Annotated in this window: 17 protein-coding genes and 3 pseudogenes; 10 read left to right on the top strand and 10 right to left on the bottom strand. The window is 51.0% G+C overall.

Features of this window, described 5'->3' with window-relative positions:
* The first annotated feature begins 98 nt into the window (after positions 1-98).
* Complete coding sequence (locus K3T82_RS41760) at positions 99-2,003, top strand: hypothetical protein (protein ID WP_220199401.1); 1,905 nt, start codon at positions 99-101, stop codon at positions 2,001-2,003.
* 542 nt (positions 2,004-2,545) lie between these two features.
* Here the strand turns inward: K3T82_RS41760 and K3T82_RS41755 are convergent.
* A pseudogene (locus tag K3T82_RS41755) lies at positions 2,546-3,026 on the bottom strand (IS6 family transposase); the annotation flags it as partial.
* On the opposite strand from K3T82_RS41755, the gene K3T82_RS49465 reads away from it, so the two are divergent.
* Entirely contained in the window at positions 2,991-3,122 is a 132-nt protein-coding gene (locus K3T82_RS49465; RefSeq protein WP_268886731.1) for a hypothetical protein, read from the top strand. The pseudogene K3T82_RS41755 and the gene K3T82_RS49465 overlap by 36 nt on opposite strands.
* Before the next feature lie 297 nt (positions 3,123-3,419).
* On the opposite strand, the gene K3T82_RS41750 is transcribed toward K3T82_RS49465, so the two are convergent.
* The 3 genes from K3T82_RS41750 to K3T82_RS41740 are packed head-to-tail and all read right to left on the bottom strand — an operon-like array spanning position 3,420 to position 6,168.
* Entirely contained in the window at positions 3,420-4,940 is a 1,521-nt protein-coding gene (locus K3T82_RS41750) for an RnfABCDGE type electron transport complex subunit D (protein WP_220199400.1), read from the bottom strand.
* On the bottom strand, positions 4,937-5,680 hold the full coding sequence (locus K3T82_RS41745; RefSeq protein ID WP_220199399.1) for an FAD:protein FMN transferase: 744 nt from the start codon (positions 5,678-5,680) through the stop codon (positions 4,937-4,939). Before K3T82_RS41745 ends, K3T82_RS41750 begins: the two co-directional genes overlap by 4 nt.
* A gap of 2 nt (positions 5,681-5,682) precedes the next feature.
* Positions 5,683-6,168: an FMN-binding protein gene (locus K3T82_RS41740; protein ID WP_220199398.1), complete on the bottom strand. Its 486-nt coding sequence runs from the start codon at positions 6,166-6,168 to the stop codon at positions 5,683-5,685.
* A gap of 294 nt (positions 6,169-6,462) precedes the next feature.
* Here K3T82_RS41740 and K3T82_RS41735 point away from each other — a divergent pair.
* The 3 genes and pseudogenes from K3T82_RS41735 to K3T82_RS41725 all read left to right on the top strand — a co-directional run bounded on the left by K3T82_RS41735 (position 6,463) and on the right by K3T82_RS41725 (position 9,516).
* A pseudogene (locus K3T82_RS41735) lies at positions 6,463-7,173 on the top strand (IS6 family transposase).
* Between the two features lie 704 nt (positions 7,174-7,877).
* The gene (locus K3T82_RS41730) at positions 7,878-8,666 is read left to right on the top strand and encodes a carboxymuconolactone decarboxylase family protein (RefSeq protein ID WP_220199397.1); all 789 of its coding nucleotides are present in this window, start codon (positions 7,878-7,880) and stop codon (positions 8,664-8,666) included.
* 220 nt (positions 8,667-8,886) lie between these two features.
* The gene (locus K3T82_RS41725; RefSeq protein ID WP_220199396.1) at positions 8,887-9,516 is read left to right on the top strand and encodes a TetR/AcrR family transcriptional regulator; all 630 of its coding nucleotides are present in this window, start codon (positions 8,887-8,889) and stop codon (positions 9,514-9,516) included.
* A gap of 913 nt (positions 9,517-10,429) precedes the next feature.
* Here the strand turns inward: K3T82_RS41725 and K3T82_RS41720 are convergent.
* Positions 10,430-11,248 carry a hypothetical protein gene (locus tag K3T82_RS41720; RefSeq protein ID WP_220199395.1) on the bottom strand — a complete coding sequence of 273 codons (819 nt, stop codon included), beginning with the start codon at positions 11,246-11,248 and terminating at the stop codon, positions 10,430-10,432.
* 774 nt (positions 11,249-12,022) lie between these two features.
* Here K3T82_RS41720 and K3T82_RS41715 point away from each other — a divergent pair.
* From K3T82_RS41715 to K3T82_RS41700, 4 genes are all read left to right on the top strand, one after another.
* The gene (locus K3T82_RS41715; protein ID WP_220199394.1) at positions 12,023-12,454 is read left to right on the top strand and encodes a hypothetical protein; all 432 of its coding nucleotides are present in this window, start codon (positions 12,023-12,025) and stop codon (positions 12,452-12,454) included.
* Positions 12,364-13,194: a WD40 repeat domain-containing protein gene (locus K3T82_RS41710; RefSeq protein ID WP_220199393.1), complete on the top strand. Its 831-nt coding sequence runs from the start codon at positions 12,364-12,366 to the stop codon at positions 13,192-13,194. The genes K3T82_RS41715 and K3T82_RS41710 overlap by 91 nt, the downstream gene beginning before the upstream one ends.
* 575 nt (positions 13,195-13,769) lie before the next feature.
* Positions 13,770-14,189, top strand: coding sequence for a hypothetical protein (locus K3T82_RS41705; protein WP_220199392.1), 420 nt, complete (start codon positions 13,770-13,772; stop codon positions 14,187-14,189).
* Positions 14,179-14,676 carry a hypothetical protein gene (locus K3T82_RS41700; protein WP_220199391.1) on the top strand — a complete coding sequence of 166 codons (498 nt, stop codon included), beginning with the start codon at positions 14,179-14,181 and terminating at the stop codon, positions 14,674-14,676. The genes K3T82_RS41705 and K3T82_RS41700 overlap by 11 nt, the downstream gene beginning before the upstream one ends.
* A gap of 35 nt (positions 14,677-14,711) precedes the next feature.
* Here K3T82_RS41700 and K3T82_RS41695 read toward each other — a convergent pair whose 3' ends face one another.
* The 3 genes from K3T82_RS41695 to K3T82_RS41685 form a co-directional block, all read right to left on the bottom strand.
* Entirely contained in the window at positions 14,712-15,494 is a 783-nt protein-coding gene (locus K3T82_RS41695; protein WP_220199390.1) for a transposase, read from the bottom strand.
* Between the two features lie 21 nt (positions 15,495-15,515).
* Positions 15,516-16,037: a hypothetical protein gene (locus K3T82_RS41690; protein WP_220199389.1), complete on the bottom strand. Its 522-nt coding sequence runs from the start codon at positions 16,035-16,037 to the stop codon at positions 15,516-15,518.
* A gap of 127 nt (positions 16,038-16,164) precedes the next feature.
* Complete coding sequence (locus K3T82_RS41685) at positions 16,165-17,598, bottom strand: outer membrane protein assembly factor BamB family protein (protein ID WP_220199388.1); 1,434 nt, start codon at positions 17,596-17,598, stop codon at positions 16,165-16,167.
* Between the two features lie 181 nt (positions 17,599-17,779).
* Between K3T82_RS41685 and K3T82_RS41680 the strand changes: the two are divergent.
* Positions 17,780-17,992 (top strand): annotated as a pseudogene (locus K3T82_RS41680) (aldo/keto reductase); the annotation flags it as partial.
* A 553-nt stretch (positions 17,993-18,545) separates the two neighbouring features.
* Here the strand turns inward: K3T82_RS41680 and K3T82_RS41675 are convergent.
* Together K3T82_RS41675 and K3T82_RS50565 are read right to left on the bottom strand one after the other, a co-directional pair.
* Positions 18,546-18,758: a hypothetical protein gene (locus tag K3T82_RS41675; protein ID WP_220199387.1), complete on the bottom strand. Its 213-nt coding sequence runs from the start codon at positions 18,756-18,758 to the stop codon at positions 18,546-18,548.
* Between the two features lie 208 nt (positions 18,759-18,966).
* Positions 18,967-19,173, bottom strand: a complete 207-nt coding sequence (locus K3T82_RS50565; RefSeq protein ID WP_420799403.1) for a helix-turn-helix domain-containing protein — start codon at positions 19,171-19,173, stop codon at positions 18,967-18,969.
* Position 19,174: the final 1 nt, after the last annotated feature.

Genomic DNA, 19,174 nt, shown 5'->3' with positions numbered 1-19,174 from the left:
TAGACCCACCTCCCCACGAATTGCGCAAGAGCGAGTCGGCATAAAACGTACCTCTTTGAGAAGGAAGAATACAACGCTTTCCTGAAAGCGAGGTACATATGAACAGTATCGCCGATGGATCAGTAATCATCCAGGCCTCTTGCGCGTCTGTCCCCTCGACGCCCTTCTGGTTTGGCGAAGTCGCTCTGATCGCCGAGCATCTTCGCAGGCAGGGTGTCCTGACCACGATCGATGAACGCGTGCGCTTTGCGCGGCGGCGCATGGGGCACTACGAGGTGATCGACTTCCTCGCGGTCCTCTTCGGGTACGCCATCAGCGGTGAACGTACACTAGAAGCTTTCTACGAGAGGCTCCAGCCTTTTGCGGTCCCATTCATGGCCTTGTTTGATCGTGACCAGCTTCCAGCCCGCTCGACCCTCTCGCGTTTTTTGGCGGCTCTGACCATGGAGCCAGTCGAAGCCCTGCGCGCCCTCTTTCTCGACGATCTGCTCGCTCGCCCGCTCACCGAAGAGCGGCAGAGAGGCGAACTGCTTGATCGAGTGGGGAGGCAGTGGGAGGTCTTCGACATCGATGGCACCCGCGAGGCGGCCCGCCAACGTGCCTTACCGAAGGGGGAGGAGCTGCCTCCTGCCCATCGTCGCCTGGATGAGGTCTGCGCTGCTGGCTACACGGGACGCAAGCGAGGAGAGGTTGTTCGCACCCGCACTGCCATTTCGCAAGCCCATACCTCTCAGTGGCTCGGCAGCTTCGGAAACAGAGGCAACGGGAAGTACCGAGAGGAACTGGCACGCGCGCTCTTCGTTATCCGTCGCTATCTGGAGGCCAACAATCAGCCTCAAACACGTGCCCTGCTGCGATTAGATGGCCTCTACGGCACTGGGGCCGTCATTGCGGATCTAGGTGGCCTCTGCTTCGTGATGCGGGGCAAAGACTATACGGTGTTGGATCACCCAACCATACAGGCACGACTCCACTTGCCTCCTGATGCCTCCTTCAGTCCCCCAGAAAGCTCTCTGGTACGCACGCTCTACGACTGCCCCGATGTTCCTGTGGGCAAGACGGGCTGCCGCTGTCGCGTCGTGGTGGCTACCCACCCAGCTACCGGGAAAAAGAGCAGTATCGGTCACACTCGCAAGGGCGTTGTCTACGAACTCTTTTTCACCCATCTTCCACAAGATGGCTTCACTGCCTTCGATGTCGTAGCACTCTACCTGCATCGTGGCGCTTTTGAACCGATGCTTGCTGATGAAGACCAGGAGATCGACCCGGATCGCTGGTGTAGCCATTCGCCTGCTGGGCAGGAGGCATGGCAAATCGTCAGTCAATGGATCTGGAACGTCCGCCTGGAGTTGGGGCATCTGCTTCATCCTGATCCAGTACGCGCCACCAAGTTTGCTCCCGCTGTGCCCGAGGCCAAAGAGCAGCAGCCCCACACCTGTGGCTATGGCAAGCCCTCGGTTGCCACCGCCTTCAAAGCGGGCCGCTTCTCTGGGCAGGACTTCGCCCTCCAGCCCGATGGCACGCTGCGCTGTCCTGCCAATCAGTCCCTTGTGGTTCACGAACGGCGCAACGAAGCCAGTGGAAGCCTGCGTGTGGTCTACGCGGCTAGCATTCGCAGTTGTCGTCCCTGTCCCCTGCGCGACCAATGTCAATGGAATGGCAGCGCTACTGCGAAGCCACGCCAGGTCAGCGTGCTCCTGCATCCGCTTGTCGTTGGTTCAGCACCCCTGCTCTGGCGTGACTGGAGCCGTCGGCCCTACCGGCGTGCGTGCATCCAGCTTTTGCGCCACCAACGCATCGAGGTCCAGGTCGGGCCTCCCACCTGCGCTAGCCTGGAAGTCTCGCCTAGGCTTCTGTTCCGTGCCCAACGTGCACATTATCGTCTTTCGTGGGAAGGGCGACTGGCTCGCAATGCCCGTGTTCCAACGTCTGGTCGGGTGACAATCAGACTGTTCGGGGTCCCAGAGAATTTTGCTACTTCGCTCGGCTTGGCGACGGCTTAAACTTCGTCTCGGTAGCCCCGGCGTGCTCTCTCCCCGGAAAGACTGCTGCTCCGAGTACAACCTCATAATCTCTTCTCTCGAATTTCCCTGCTTTCTCATCTTCTACCCTGTTCACTCTCCCTACCTCTAGTTCTGCCCTCTCACTCCACATCCAGTGCTACATGACTTTTGCTCATCCAGCCAGCGATTATCTCTTCAACGAAGCTCATTGCGCAATTCGTGGGAATTGCAAATGATAGCCTCTGTGTTCCTGGAGTAGTGATGAAAAACGTTGGTGATGTGATGGAAGGGAGAGGCCAGGGCAGGCGAACGAATCTTTGCAGGGTGGGAATGCGCGTGTGTATGAAAAGGGAAAGAGGAGTGAATAGGATGGTGAAAGAGGCGTGAACGCGCGTGAAAAGCACGATGAATAGATGCTTGAGAGAGTGCTTGAGGAGGAGTCCTGTGGGTATTGTCAACTTAGAGGAGTAATAGAAGAGCTTTTTAGAAAAGAAGAGCCAAGGAGAGGGAAAGAAGCTGAGGGGAGGGAGGAAGATGTGATATCATGCTGGTGTTTTTGCTTCTATTGTCTGGTTCCACACCTGGAACCGATCTTGCATGGTGGCGCGATGCTCTGCCGCACGCAGACAATGTCGTCGCGGCCGAAAATGATCCGAGAAGGGTCCAAAGGCGGAGAGAAAGCGTTGCGCATGGCATGCTGATTTGAATTTGCGCATTTTCTTCTCGCGCAGTCGCGTGGGTTGGTGTAAATTTTCCGCTCGATTGTTCAACACGCGGGTGCTGTCGATGCTCCACACCTGGCAAGATTTCGCGTTTGGCCGCACCATAGCTCCTTAGCTTGTCGGTAATGATCACGCGCGGCATGTAGCGCAGCCCTTTGAGAAGCTTACGGAAAAATCGTTTTGCCACTTTCTTATGGCGGCGGCTCTGGACCAAGATATCGAGCACATTTCCGTCCTGGTCTACCGCTCGCCAAAGAGAGTGTTTTTGCCCGCGAATCGTGAGGACGACCTCGTCCATGTGCGGGAGGTGCTGGCGCGATTGGGAGAGCGAGAGAAGGGAGTAGTCAGCCTGGTGAGCATGTTGCTCTGGTGGCAGAGGAGCGCGAACGAGAAGTAAGCCTTTTTGTAGGTTGAGACCCGCCAGTTGGGATAGCAGCGGCTAGGCCCGAATGTTCAACACAAGGCGCATGACACCTCCCATGTCATGCGCCTTGTGTTGAACGTCTCAGCGTTGTTCTTGTATGGTCGTGTTGCCTGTTCATAGGCATCTTGCATGAGATATCGTAAGTGCGCTATAGTAGGGAGGAAGGGGATTTTCCTTTCTGCAGCGCCGTCCTGGCCCGATTGGTCGTCTTGACAGGATGGCGTTTCTTCTGAGAAGGAGAGGCCGGTTTGAGATGTTTGCTTGCCCATATTAGACCAGCCCTGGGAAAAAGTCTTTTTTTATCTGGCTATGCTTGATTTTCATATTTCTCAACACTTGCTCATATGCTTTTACCATATCCGGCGGCCCTGAGAGATAGAAGATATATTCATTATAATCAGGAACTATCTTCATCAACATTTGCTCATTTATTCTACCAACGAGACCAGTCCAGTTTAGTGGAAGAGCAGTTCTATCAGTCAAGGTATAGAATATTTTGAGACCAAGCCTGGCCTGTGCTGCGCTTAAAATGTCGGCATACACAATCTCATTCCTGGTTTTGTTTATATAGAGCAGGGTAATATCTCGCCTCTGGTGTATATCAAGCAGATATTTCAACATACTTCTAAAAGGAGTAATACCTATGCCCCCTGCAATGAAGACGAGCTTTTGTTTTGGGTCTGGAGGAAGCGTAAAATCTCCGGCAACCTGCGCTCCAATAAATTGTGTTTTCCCATTCATGGTATACATTGCTTTCTTAAAGCTGCTTCCCTGCTCATAAAATCGCACTCCCAGGTGCACAAAATTCTCAGTTGGTGATGAGGCAAGCGTAAAATACCTTCGATTGCCTCTACTATCTGAATGAGGATGCGCAAGCGTAAACTCCATATATTGTCCAGGTGTAAAAGCTAATTTCTGTGAGGATTTGAAAACGAAATCAATTATGTCGGGAGCCATTTTCGTCTTTCTGCTCAAGGTCAGCGTGACTTTCTGCTTGGGACTCACCAGATAGGAGAAAACGTTCCCCATGACCAGAGCCAATTCTGGCGTAGAATAAAGCGTGCTGATATGAATCTGGGGGATGAAGAAAATGCCTGTCAGCACACCATAGAATCTCCTCAACTTTTTGGTAGGAGGAGCTGTTAGTGGTTCAGTGAGCATAATGAATGCAAAGAAAAACAGAGGGGACTGAGCAAGCATTTGATACAATTCTGTAGAGAGAGTTTGCCCTTGGACAAGGGTAATCCCACACGTACTCACAATTGTGGAAGCCACAAAGCTCCATACCATGTCTTCTTGACGTAACTTGCGAGCAATGAGTATCCCTCCAAGTAGCACGGCTGGTAACATACTTATGGTGCCTATCCACCAGCTTGCCGATTCGCCAAGCACAAAAGAGGTAAGAACGACCGCGATAGCAGCAGGGTTGAAGAAGTGCTTTTTGTTCAGGGCAAGGATATACTTTGAAGCCATTGCCAGAATTGCAGCCCAGCCAAGAAACTGAAAAGCAGCAGGTGATTGCGCGGGATCGACAATAAGAGCCAAAATGAGGGCAGTAATAGCGGACGATTCAACATTAGCCGGCACTTCAAAGATGCGGGCAAAAACTGTATTCATTGCCCAACACATAACAATGAGAAAAGCCGTTGACGCAAGAAGTGACAACGGGGAAAAGGGAAGCAACTGAAAGGCTGCCAGAATTGTCGCCAGACCAATCATGCCAAGAAGTGCATAGAGCACTAATCTATACATGGTGATATGATTGAGCACGGCATCTATAGGTTTCATCATTTTTGCAGTACGAACCTTTCAAATCCACTCGTAAATGTGGCTCTTCCCTGAGCATCGATCATGTACCCCTCAAAACCCGTCAATTTCTCGACGAACAGTATGCCTTTTCTTCCCATAGCAAACGCAGCCGTTGCATATCGGTCGGCTTCATACACATTAGGGCCAATAATGGTGATACTGACAATGTCCAAAAGAAGCTTATGCGGATTATATGGATCATAAATGTGTTGTCCTCGGATAGCGGTACCCGAGGTGGCAATTCCTCGATTGGTAAGAGCAAGCACTTTCACATGTTCGGCATGGTGAAATGGATTTCGTACGCCAACTCGCCAGAGATTGCCTTCTTTCTTTCCAGCGACCTGAATATCTCCACCCGCATCAATATAGAAATTACGAAATCCTCTCGCCTTCAACAGGTTGGTGGCATTTTGAATTGCCCATCCTTTGACAATGCCAGAAGGATCATAGATGTCGTCGCGACGAATATCGAAGTATCCATGCGTATCCTTTTTCGTTTGCTCGCTTAACGTGAGAATAGTCTTCATATCTTCGGTGTACTGTTCTGCGTAAAGTTCGCCTCTATTGATTTTTGAGATCTCGCTCGTCACCTTATAGGTGCTAAAAGTGGCATCGACAGAGGCAAAATAGGCAAACACACTGTCGAGGTCGTCTTGCCTGACTCCTGCGTCCACAACTTCGATGGTTATGGGCATGCCCATCAGGAGATGTGTCTGTTTCATTTTTATCCTTTTGCTTGGGAGAGAGCGTCAGCGAGTGATTGCATGAACGCCTCGCTGGTATCAGTCGCTCCTGTTACAATATCAACATTGGCACTTTGAGCTTGAATCGCCTCGCTGGAGAGTTGGGGATCAGCATACTCATTGATCATTACTGATCGACTCCGTTCGTTAGGATATTGTAAAAACGATACATCAGTTATTTTGCCGTTTTGGATCACGACTTTGACCTGTACATTGCCCCAGTGGGCATCCGCAACGCTCCCTGTATAGGAGCCATCTTTATAGAGAGCACCAAGTGTGGTTGTCGCATCTGGTGTTGTGGTCACATTAGGTGTCGTCGTTGCAGTGCCAGTAGAGGACGAACTTGATGAGGATTTTGAAGTAGCTACACTATTTGGTACGATAGCTGCATCATTTGAATGCCTGTAAAGGAGGCTATAGAGAATAAAGGCTACTATAATGAGAGCCGCAAGCGTGAATTTTTTCATCCTGTCTAACCCTTATCACAATTTTCCTTTCACAACTCTCTCTGCCACAAGCTTAGCCTTCCACTCCTTCTACAGGCATAGAAGTCTATCACTAGCGAGACAGAGATACGATAGATATCTATATATCACCTCAAAATGAGAATTTGATTGGAAAAATAACTTCTGTAACCCAATTTTCGGTAGGTATGGGAGGGATTGTCAACTTGTGGTGATGGGGGCCACCTGTTGGGCTGTGTTGCAAAAAGAAAGCTGATCTGTCAGAATGGTGAGAAAAGAAGAAAAAGAGGACCAATCATGGCGGAGCAGCACCCATTCAAATGGCGTCACTTCCAAGCCGAGATCATTTTACTGAGCGTGCGTTGGTAGTTGCTTTACGCGCTCAGCTATCAGGATCTGGAGGAGATGATGCGGGAACGGAGCCTCCAGGTAGATCACTCCACGATCTATCGATGGGTGCAGTGCGACGCTCCTGAGTTGGAGAAGCGCTGTCGGCCTCATCTGGCGGGCACCAATGATTCCTGGCGGGTCGATGAGACCTATGTCAAGGTGAAGGGCGTGTGGATGTACCTGTACCGCGCACTGGATTCTCAGGGAAACACGCTAGAGTTCCATCTGAGCGCCACTCGCGATACTCAGGCAGCCAAGAGCTTTTTCCTGAAAGCCCTTGGGGCCTCCCACACGGTGACTCCTCGCGTGATCACGGTGGACAAAAACGCAGCATATCCCAAAGCTCTTCAGGAAATACAAACAACAAGGGGTCTACCAGAGACGTGCGAACTTCGCCAGTGCAAATATCTCAATAACTTGATTGAACAAGATCATCGGTTCATCAAACGGCTGGTCAAACCTGGATTGGGCTTCTTTTCGTTTCAAACAGCATGGAGAACATTACAGGGATATGAAGTGATGAATATGATAAGAAAAGGACAAATGCAAGGAGTGCGCAAAGGAGGCGGCTTAGGGCAAGTGACATTCATTGCGGAATTATTCGGAATGACCATTTAAAACACAGCAGCACAATGGTGAAGCCCCATCCTTTGTGTTCCCCTCTCCGTTTTTGCAACACAGCCGAAAATCATCATTTTTGCAAGAAGATAGAGGCAAGTTGGCATATTTGTACCTATTTAACTATATAAGTCTAGAAAATATAAAACTAACTATAGCCCCCCCTGTTTGTCAAAGTATCTCTGTCTTCGTTTGCCAGAGGTCAGCTCCCCCGCTAGGTGCGTCAGAGCCAGAACATGGCTCTCCTTGGTTCTGGCAACACCTCTAGCTTACTCGCGCGCCTCGAAAAAATTTCTCCGATCTTGCTGAAAGATTTCATATGCATGAGAAAACGCCCCATTCTCCTCAAATATGCCGTAATAGCTAGAAGTGCTAATCCATTGGCGGGTGGTATGCATTAGAACACACTAGAACACATATTCTCTACTATGCCCTTGACCAAAGTGGTCATTTCGTGTAGAATAAAAATGACCAAAGTGGTCATTTTGCGAAGGAAGGAAAACCTCATGGAAGATGAAATGAAGAACAAAGCGGACGGCGATGCGACACCAGCGAATGTAGGGCATGGGCGAGGGGGAATTAAGCGACCAACGGAGCCCCGTATTCCGCTGGTGGATGTGTCCGCGCTGTCGGAAGATCAGCGCGCGGTGGCTGGTATTGGAGCGTCGAACGTCCTTCGGATGCTTGCGCGCCGTGGAGACTTGATGACTGCTTGGCTGGAGTTTGGAGCGCACCTCACGACCGGAGGGCGGATATCCATGCGAACACGCGAACTGCTGATCTTGCGGGTCGCACTCCGCTCCTCTTGCGAGTACGAGTGGGCCAACCACGTTCCCGGAGCCCTCAGTGTTGGCATAACCGCCGCCGAGATTGCATTCCTTGCAAAAGGTACGGGCTCATGGCCCGAAGCTGAAACGGCGGTACTGGACTTAGTCGATGACCTCTGTGCAGACGAGTGCGCCTCAGAGAAGACGTGGAAGCGACTTTCCGCGACGTATGACGAGGGTGAGATCATCGAATTGCTGGTGCTGATTGGCTTCTATCGAATGAACGCCGGCTTCCTGAATTCGCTAGGGGTGCAGTCCGAGCCTGGGCGTCCCCGACTCGGCCAGGGGATGTCTTACAAGGCACCTGTGCCTTCCCAAATGCTGGCCAGCACCTCCACGGCCGGAGCACCAGCAGAGGCGAAACCAAGCGGGACGTGGCACCTGAAATTTTATCACCCAGCTGCAACGCAGGAACTCCAGCTCGTGATCGTGATGAGGGGAGGACTATCCGGCTCGCTTACCAATGAGACCGCAGGCATCACTGTGCCAATCTCAGAGGGGAAGGTACACGGGCATCAGGTGATGTTCACGACTGTCATGACGAAACCGTATCAAGTAACCATCACATGGGATGGGACGATCGAGGGCGACTTCCTTGCAGGCACAGCCAAGATCAGCGGAGTGGGCTCATTCCCGTTTGATGGCACGCGAATCGGAGAGATGTGATTGGATGACGGTTGGTCAGGTGGGACGAAACGCGGGAGCGAGCCCGAAAAAGTGGGAGGGCATTCCGTAGTTCCGCCTTATTTGCAGTTTCCTCAGAGATGGAAACAGACCTTTTAGAAAGGAACACTGTTTCTACAATGCTCTTGACCACTTTGATCGCTTCATATAGAATAAGAAATGACCGAAGTGGTCATATTAACAAAGGAATAAGGCGGTTATCATGTACCCGAAATTTTCTAGTTTAGAACCGGAGAAGAAAGAACGTATTATCAAAGCAGCTATTAAAGAGTTTGCGCGTAGTGGTTATGAGAGAGCTTCTACCAATGAGATTATTAAAGAAGCGAATATAGCCAAGGGTTCGTTATTCAACTATTTTCATAATAAAAAGGAATTGTATTTATTTTTGCTTGATTATATAGCTGATTTTATTGAGAAAATCTACGATGAGCTGGATTGGGATGAAACAGATATTTTTAAAAGATTTAAGGAAATAGCATCTACTAAATTCAAAATGTATAATAGATTTCCGCAGGCATTTGATTTTCTTCAAGCTATTGCCCAAGAGAATGCCCTCGAAGTAAAATCTGAAATTGATAAAAGAATGAAGAAATTTGTCCTCGATAATGGTTTTGAAAGAATGTGCAGAAATATAGATGTCACAAAATTTCGTGACGATATTGATATTGAAAAAGCAATGAATATCATTAATTGGACTGCACTCGGTTTTGCAGAGCAACAAAGTGATCAAGTACATTCTTCTGAAGATTTCAATGTGGAGCAGTTGAAAGAATGGGATAGGTATTTGGATTTAATGAAGCGTTGCTTTTATAAAAAGGAGGAAAACGCATAAGAGCGGGATTCCGCTCTCCTTTCCCTTTGCGCGCGTAGTCCTGTTGTTGATAAATGAAAAGGGAGGCAAATGGTTCCGAATGAGAAAAGAAAAGGAGGCAAGAGGAGAGGGAACCAATGGGAGTGAGAAGAAAAGGAGCCACAGACAAACCTGTAAGGACATGCGGTCGTAAGTAGGAGAAGAGAGAAGGAGAAATATGGGGCTATGGGCGAGAGGAGAAATGAGAAAGAGGGGAGCCACGATGGTGGAAGGGATAGATGCATAGGGATGCATGGAAATAGAGGAAATAATAAGAAAGGGTTACCAAGGAAAAGAAGATTGAGTATCTTTAGAGGAGAGATATGTTTCAATAGATGAAAGAGGTGTAAAGTGTCATCGGGAGGAGAAGAGTGGGAAGTGGTCCGAAGAGCATAGTATGTTGAGCGGGAGAGTCAACGGCAGATTGCGAAAGAGGAAGGAATGAGTCGAAAGCGGGTGAAGCAGATCGTAGAGGGAAAGAAAGGCTTTCTATGTCAAGTCCTACAAACCCATCAATGAGAAACTGACGAGGTTGAGGAATGGAATCAAGGCACCGGAGAAAGCAGATTTGTGGGCAGAAAGCAGCATTCACGGATGTTCCCTTCCATTTGTTTTGCAAGATGGTCGCGATCCTGGATTCACCAGGACGCTTGAGACGTTGGTCGTATTGGCTAAAATTGGATCATCATTCACATTTAGGGTGTAAATTTGGGAATTCAGTGAGCGGGAATTATGGCAATGAGGTGAGCGGGTCTTCCCTGAGAAAGAGAGCAGGTCACTCACCGATGTATCAAAGATTCCACCCATGGAATTCCCAAATTTACAGGTATAGGTGTGTGTGAAAGTCGACTTCGCCACCAAGTAACAAGAGCGCGTCAGAGCCCAACAACCACTTTTATCTCAGGTAGGTAGCCTCCCAATCATTCTGATACCCCAAAGAATGATCTCCACTGAATTCGACAAAGGAGCCATACATTGTTGTTGTCCCACCGTATCCCTGATAGATTTCCATCGTCGTCCAATCCCTTGAAGTGGCTCGAATAAAGTACATAGGACAGTAATCACAGGAGGATGGCAAGGGGATAAAACCGATGATGGGTTGATTGACTGCCCAACCGAAACTGAGCGCATCGACTGGAGCCGCATCCAACGTTCCATTTGGCCCCTCACTTGTCAGAGACCAGCTATGACCAGTTTCGAAACTACTATTCTGCATGCCAACAAAGGTAGCAGCCCAGGGATGGGTTTCCGGTGCCATCGCATACGAATAGATATATTTACGAAGAGGAAAGTAGTATGTTTTGCTCCCTGTATAGACATTGAATGTCCCATGCATCGATTGCCCATCAGCCGATTGCACTCCATGATACACATTAAAGTAATCGGCGTAACCACTATCGCGAGTGGATAAAATGATAAAGTCTATACGGGTCGTTCCATCTGACTGTCTCTCTGCCTGACTTTGGACCCATTGCCCAAACACTGAACCTGAAGAAAAAAGAACATCGTTTTCTCCCCCATACCAGGGAAGTGTCAGGTACAGATAGTCGACATACCCATTGGCATTCAGGTACCAGATATTCTCATCTCGTCCCCCTCCCGAGGCTCGTGCAGTAGTAGAGTAAGAAAGAGCGAAATTTACAGCAAGAAAGAAACTAAGAAGCAAAAGAAGCGAAAAACGTGCCCTTTTCGTCAAAATGTGTGGGAGCATCATAAGATCTCCTTGCTCGAAGCGTGTTCGTCGTATGATGACCCTCGTTTGAATGAGGAGTCTAGCCTATGCCCATCTTAAAAACGCTACAATCGCTGCGAATTGGGCGCATATCTGTGAATTTGGGAATTCCATGGGTGGAATCTTTGATACATTGGTGAGTGACCTGTTCTCTTTCTCGGGGAAGACCCGCTCACCTCATTGCCAAAATCCCCGCTCACTGAATTCCCAAATTCCCAACTGACCAACGCTGGCCAGGAAGAGATCGCACGCCAGCATCTTCAATTCGCTCCAGAGGTTCTGCCTCCTGCATCACTGCCATTCAGAGCGTCCCATTGTCTGTGCAGAGCCGAGCAGGCTACTCTTCTCAGTTCTGCACAATGATACACATGGCCTTCTTCGCTGCACATCTGCATTTGCGGCTGCTCCTCTCAAGGAGATCAAGCATATACAAAAGGAGAGTTGCTTCAGGATCTCTACACGTGCTAGCATAGGGAAAGCGGCCCGTAAGTGCTTGTATCTTTCGAGCGTAGGGCTCCCAAGGGCAGGGTACGCAACTGGCGAGGGAGGGGCGGAATTGTGATAGGGTGATGAGAGAGGAGGCGTAGGAGTGTGCGTGGGAAGCGATGCGAGGAGGAGGGAAGAGCCGTTGAAGCATTCCAAAAAGTGACGGAGCAAGCAGCGCATATGCTCGGAATTCCTTCTTATAGGAAGGATGGATTGAACTGCGCCGTATGTGTCAACTCGCAGATGGTAAAAAGATATGAGGAGGAATACATGCCGTATCTACGTAGTCTTCTCAAAGACATGCGCACCCAGATTAGCCCTTTGGATTACCTGTTCTCGGTAACTATTGGTTGGATCTGGAGGACCCAGATTGTGCTCCACCCCAAGCGGACGATTGATACCATCCACCAGACGAATCCACCAAAGAGTCTCGAGATGCTCAGTGGCTCAGGATACAGCGGCATCTTCGTGACGGATGGAACGAACGTTTGCGCGCATTCTGGTTTCAACACAGGACATTCCTTCCTCTACCAAGGGCATACCCACCCGGTCAATGCGGTCAGCTCTCACTTTACCATGTTTTCTGTGGCCTCCGTCGATGAAGGGGGAGCTTGCATGTCTGGACATACCCTTCCTGGTTTGTTAGGGAGAGAGAGCCGATCAAGTATCAAACCTATCCTGCCTACGCTCTCAAAGCTGTAGCCTTCAAGCCCATTCCTCACAAAGAGAGCCACGACGCTGCGGAAGCGGCAAGACGTGCTGGGTACGCTCAATGCTTTCCTATCAGTATGGCCAATGAGATTGCCATTGGGGGAGAGAGCGATCAGATCCAGCTCTTCTCAACGTATAAACGTACAGTGATCGCTACCTATCTTCTTCCTCCCTCAACGATGGTGACCTGTCTGCACTGGTCTCCTGATCTCAAATATCTGGCTGCTGGAGGATACAACTCGAACGAACACAAAGGGGTGATTCGTGTCTGGGAGGTACAGACAGGAGTGGAAGCCTGCACCTATTGGCAACATCCACAGACGGTCAACGCTCTAGCCTGGTCCCCTGACAGTACCCGAATCGCCTCCGGTTCCGACGATACCACGGTCCAGGTTTGGGACGTCAGGACTGGAGATCGGACATTGACCTATCGCGGTCACACCCATCCTGTCACTGCCGTCTGTTGGGATAAGCCTCATCATTATTCTGAATATTGCTTTCCATCAGAGCAGATCCTCTCAGGTTCCCGGGACCACACGGTCCAGGCTTGGCACTCAAGGACTGGACGACGCAAGTTCACTCACCGACATCATCAGGCCGTTGCTAGCGTCTGCTGGAATGGGAATTACATTTCTTCTGGGTCGGAGGATGGTACTATCGACCTGTATATAGGTTCCCTCAGTCTCCTATGGAACATCCTCTACTCCCTTATTTACGGGAAGGAGAGGTAACTCTCTCGTCCATACGTGAGAAGGGGACGCGAGCGTCTTGGATTGCCAGCCCTCCAACTAGGGCTCTAGATCTACTCCGCTCATCTGCGTCTGCTCATATGTCTTGCGCCGTAGCATCCCCGTTGGTATTGTCAACTTAAAAAATTTTGTTGATGAGCTTTCACCACCTCGAGATCAAATGGGCTATAATTTTCTACCAATCAAGGCCAGAAAAAGGGCACAATCCCCACTTTTGGGTCCTTTTCTCGTAGGTAAGCTCTACAGTTTTGATGAAGTTGACAATACCTCTGTAGTTGGGTCTTATAAACATGCGTCATCCCGATTTTAACCTTCCCTCAATAGGGAAAGTATAAGCTTGTTTTTCACCAATAACCGATCTATACTAAATTACGTGAATATCGGTTGTCACTATCGAGTGACCGGGTTTGGTTCATCCCGCTGGAATTCCCGCGCGTCTTGATCGTTGAGACATCGCGGAGGACGCTGGTGGAGCCAGAAGAGGCGCAATGGTCATGCCTCTTATAAGATGAACCCCTTTGAGATGCGCTACTGCAGGGCATTGAGAAGGAGAGACCATGTCGATTACTAGTGTCATGCTTCCGACTCCTAGGGGAAATGATGAGTACTTTCCGGAACGGGCCGCTCACCGAGGCCCAGATGGCAGACTTTCTCAAGCTGCCTCCGGGCGAGCAGGAGCACGTTCTGCATTCCTTGCAGCCGGGCGAACAGGTCCAGCTAATACTGGCCTGCTGTGGCACCCACCACCCGGTGCGCCTGCTGGGGGATCAGCAGGTCGCAAACATGTTCTGCGCTTTGGAGAACTTCGAGGACCTGGAACACCTGTTGCGACTGATGGGAGAGCAACAACGCCAAGCCGTATTCACGCGGGTTTCTCCCGCGTGGTGGGGCAACGCGCTGCTACAGGTCCCCAGGGCCCAACGGCAAACCGTACTGCGGCTGATCCCGTTCGAACACCGGGAGACCGTGTTCGCTGAGGTTCCGACGCAGTGGTGGGCTGGCGAGTTTCTCGTCATCACCATTAACGTCGAGGGGCTGCAGGGCATTCCCCCATCACAGCGGCAGGCCGTACTGGAGCGACAAAATGCCGAGTGGTGGGTAGGTGAACTGCCCAACATCTCTGAGGAGGAGCAGGGTACCGTGCTGGGGTGGATGACCGAAGAACAGCAGCAGGCTGTACTGCTGGCTTTGGCAGATGCCCTCCCACGGCTGGGTGGGCTGGAGCGGTTCCGGCCCATGCTCCAGCGGGCTGATGAAGCCCTGCTCCCGAAGTTGAACCCGCAACAGGTCGCCAACCTTACGCTGGCTATGTCGTGGGAACAGCGGCAGAGGTGGCTCCCACTGTTGACCCCGGAGCAGCTTGCGGAGGCCGTACGGTCGGCACCGCAGCAGATGGGAAAGGTCATCTTGGGCGAGATGACCTCGGAGCAGCAGGAAACCGTCAGGGCTCTGCTGTCCACATAGCAGAGCAAGGCACTGTGCAAGAGGAAGGACATGAATCATCCCGAATTTTGAAAAGGAGGGATGGAGGGAGGAATGACCAGCCAGAGAAAGCTGAGAGCCTCCCTCAAGCGGTAGAGCGGCATCTGTGCCAACAGATGCCGCTTTCCTGTACGATGGCACCATTGGTCAAGCAGATCCTGTCGAAGTCCTTGGGAGGAAACCTCAAGCAAGGAGAGCAGAAAGGCAAAGGCAAGGCTGGCGATCATCAAAAGCTTGATGCGTGGCTCCCACGCCCACAGGCGTGGGCTTTCGAAGCCCAATTCGCTCTTGGTGAAGCGCCACGCCATCTCAATGCGCCACCTGCGTGCATAGGCAAAGACGATGCTCCACGCGTCATCTTCGGTTTCGATGGGTTCATTGGTCAGCAGATACCAGGGAAGCCGTCCTTTGCCTGGACGCGATACCACCAACCAGAACTGTCCACCAACGTGGGGATGGGTCACTGGCAATGCGACGACCCCTCCTTGAGACCATTGCTGTCGATGGCTCTCCCACAGCGCTCGCTTCCCCCAGGACCGCTTCCCCTGGGCGATCTTCCAGGCGCTACGCTCCCGATACTGCCCATCACGCAGGTGGTAGTCCTTGGGCCAGCGCATGACAAAGCGAATGCCTGCTTGCCTGCACTCTTCGAGCCAGGGTTCACCAGCGAATCCCCGATCAAAAACATGGAGCACCTCACGACCCCATGCCGCCATGCATTTGCCCAGCCACCATCCTTCCTCACAACGTCGCTTGACTGCGAACGCGGCCGCGATTGGTCCACCACTGCAAGGCGGCAAGCACGGGAGGGCTGCTCATGCCTACGACCAGCAACCCGAGCCATTGCATGCCTGGCACGAAGATGGAGCCTCGAGGGGGTTGATAAAAGCCTGGCTTGAGCGCACTGAGCCGAGCCCTTCTAAGGTAAGGCTCTCAGGTTTCTCCAACACGCTCTCATCCCACACCAGCAGGGGCGTTTCCCCTTGGCTCTTGAGGGATGCAATCGCTTGGCTGGCTTGGGTCCAGAGAAAGTGTTCAATCACACGAGCATGCCAGCATGGAGAGTGCAATAGGCGGCTCAGGCGCTTGGTACCAGCAGGAGCATGGGCTGGGGACGCGAGAAAGGCTCCTAGTTCACTGAGCAGCATGGCCTTAGAAGCGTCGCGCCACACAATGAGCGCTTGCACGGTCTCGAAAAGGGTTCGGACCAAGCAGGTGTCTAGCAAGGTATCGAGCACTTCCAGCAAAGGGGTCAAGAGCGTAACAAGGTGCCCAGTCGTTTCTTGCGAAAGTTGCTCTCCAGCTTGCCTTTCTCTCTCAGAGAGGGCATACTGTGACCACATAAGAAACCTCCTGATGAGAAAATGAGTGTTCCTACTTTCAGTTTCTCTCAGGAGGTTTCTTTCTGCAATCTCATCCCTTCAAAGTTTGGGATGTTTCATGTTTGCATATCCTTAGGAATGGGTGGGATTAGAAAACGGCGATGGTCTGGGTGTCCTGCCCTTCGGCAGTGGTAACGAGCGTCACGGTCGTATCTTTGGATGAACCAGTCTTCCAGCGCTGCTGCCAGAGAACATGGCCGTCCTGCTTGCTTAGGGCTACCAGATTCTGGTGCAATTCCATTGGGCCGGGCTGGATAGCCTCGACGGCGATCACTGTGTTTTGAGAGGTGTTTAGACTAAAGAGGCTAGGTTGCAAGGTCTTCTGACACCAGTGCTCTTTGCCGCTCGCCGGATCGAGTGCGCAGAGTTCTTTTTGAGGTGTCGGGACGTTGCCGTATCCCTTGTAGGCATAGATCATCTCCTGGCTGGAAATCAGTGTCAGTTGGTTGTAGTTGTGGAAGCGGTGCCAGAGTAACTTACCCGTGTTCACATCCAGGCGCATCAATATGGCTTCTTGTCCCTTTGGCGCTTTGGGATTAAAGTTCAAACCACTTAGATATAACTGAACGCCGAGCGCGACGGCATTCATAGCGCCAACATCAACAGGCATATGTGTCTCCCAGGTTACCTTACCACTTGATGGCTCAAGCCCCTGTACGCTCGTTATGTGACTGATGCCAGTATAGGTGGGATTCGGATCTATCTGCCTGATGATGATGACGGACGTTTCGGTCGCGAGCAGCTTGAACTTCTCACCCTCACCTTTGTTGTAATACTCCTTGCGCCAGCTTACTTTGCCGTCCTCTGGATGGAGTGCGATGACATTAATCTGGTCGGTGTTTATACGCAGCTCAGTCGCGAAGAGGGTTTCCTTTGTGGCGATTAGAGACGAAAGGAAGCGCATCTCCTCACTGGCATAGACCCAGCGTTCCTCGCCGTCTTTTGCGCTCAGAGCATGTAGACTGACAGTTGGTTTGGCATTGGTATCTGTAGGGGCCATCGCGAGGTAGATTTGCCCTGCACAGATCTCAAAAATTTGGATGTCTGACTGCTTGTACTCACGCTGCCAGAGCAAGTGCCCATCCTTTGTGTCGACGGCCAGGAGCAGGGTTGGCTTCTGGTATGTAGACGCAAGGATATAGAGCACGCCATCAACGACTTTCTGCCTGCTCGATTGGTACATTGTCGTGATCTGTGTGGGGACTTTCTGCCAGAGTTGTTTACCAGTTTGCGTGTCGAAGGCCGTGACATGCAGAGTAGAGGTGCCCTGGTTGTTATCAGCATCCTTCGCGATGGCATCCCATGAGACGGCGTATAGGGTATGAGCTGATTGGTTGTTGTTGTTGTTTATAGAGCACCTCGCTTCTTGTTTCTGTGGTGATGGCGTCGAAGTTGCTTTGGTGGACGCGCCCTCTTGCGAACCACAGCCCGCGAGAAGGTACATGAATAAAAGGGCGATAAGACTATACGTGTAACGTAGGGCTAATGTTACTTTCCTGCTAGATACAGTGTATTGATACATAGAGAAACCCTCCAGGTACAAGTACCATAGACTGGGATTAGAATTCATGCGCCAAATATAGAGCATATGATATGGCAGGTTGATGGTGCATATGACCCATTTGTGGCTAAATTGGAGGGAAGGTGAGTATAAGGCCGTAGAAATGCTAAGAGAGAGGGAGGGCTATTTCTTGAATACAACGATGCTTATGCGCAACCTGGGTGGCTCCTCGCTGAAAGTGATGCCGCTGTGCCTGAGCGGCAATGTCTTTGGCTGGAACGCCGACGAGGAGGTGTCCTTTAAGGTGCTGGACGCCTTTGTGGAGGTGGGCGGCAACTTTATTGATACGGCGGATGTCTATTCGCGCTGGGTGCCAGGCCATAAGGGCGGCGAGTCTGAAACGGTACTCGGGAAATGATTGAAGCGTTCGGGGAAGCGCGATCAGATTGTGCTCGCGATGACCTTACATTGTTCAGGAAAGAGGGTTAAAACAAGTTTCTTGAAGAGTGGACAAATAGTTCTTTCCGTTGACATCTGTTGCTCTTGCATTCGTATCTCGTTTTCTGCTATAATTACTTCTTGTACGGTGAGTTACACTGGAATGTACGCCTGTGGAGATCCTGTAAGAACTGGTCTATCCAGGCACGTTGTTCGTTGAAGCAGGAACCGAACGCGAGATATGGCTTGTCCCTCTTTGGGGAAGTTTCGGATAACGGTTGCTGCTTCACATCTGGCATGGACGTGCACAGGCAGAGGGAGCACGACGGATTCGCTTGATCTTATTCCACCCATTCCTCTTCTTCTCTAGAAAGATGCGTGCATTATAACGCATTGCCATCAATCTGTATACTCCTGGTACAACGAGGTTCTTCTGTAGAACATAAAGCGCGTTGTCGGGAAGAGGCACACAACGTCATGTCCATATTTCTCGCTCAAAGCCGTTTGTTCAGTTGGTAATGCAGTGGGCCTTAACAGACCAGCGTTTTCCGGAAGACGTATTCCAACTTCCTGACCACGTCTGCAAGATCCCCACCACTGATCCTGACATGCTGGGTCAGGACGGCAGCTGCCCGAGGCCTTTCAGCGACCAGTGCTTGCACCGGCTCTACCTGGAATGGTGTGTCGGCCAGAGCTGTCTTGGCGGTTGCGAGGAAGCGCGTTTTGTAGAGCCCCGGTGCCATGATGAGGTTGCCGAGCCGATCGAGATCGGGTAGAAGATACTGCTCGTTGGTCGCCTTCCACTGGTGAGTGAAACCGGGAGCTGTGAATGTGTCTTACCCAGTTACACACAAAAGGTCTGCACTGGCGTCCTCATAGGTTCATGAAAGATCGTAACACATTCCCCACTTATCTCAAAAGAGTTGATCTCCATAGCGCTTGCCGGGTTCTTCAACTCCCACCTTCAGAGTAGCTAGCCCTAAGTGCCTCCCTCAATAAGCAGGTTATCCAATTTCTTAGCAAATAGCAAGGCTGCTGTGTGTAGCGCTTGATCGTCGCGCGTGAAACATAAAATCGTTCGATGATCTCCGTATGAGACATCCCTTCATCCACAGCTTGAAGGACGTGCTGTCGGAGTTCTTGAGAATGGGCTCGCATA

Source organism: Ktedonospora formicarum (genome assembly GCF_016587355.1).
Lineage (GTDB): Bacteria > Chloroflexota > Ktedonobacteria > Ktedonobacterales > Ktedonobacteraceae > Ktedonobacter > Ktedonobacter formicarum.
The sequence above is the reverse complement of the archived record's forward strand: the minus strand, read 5'-3'. Positions and strand labels throughout refer to the sequence as shown.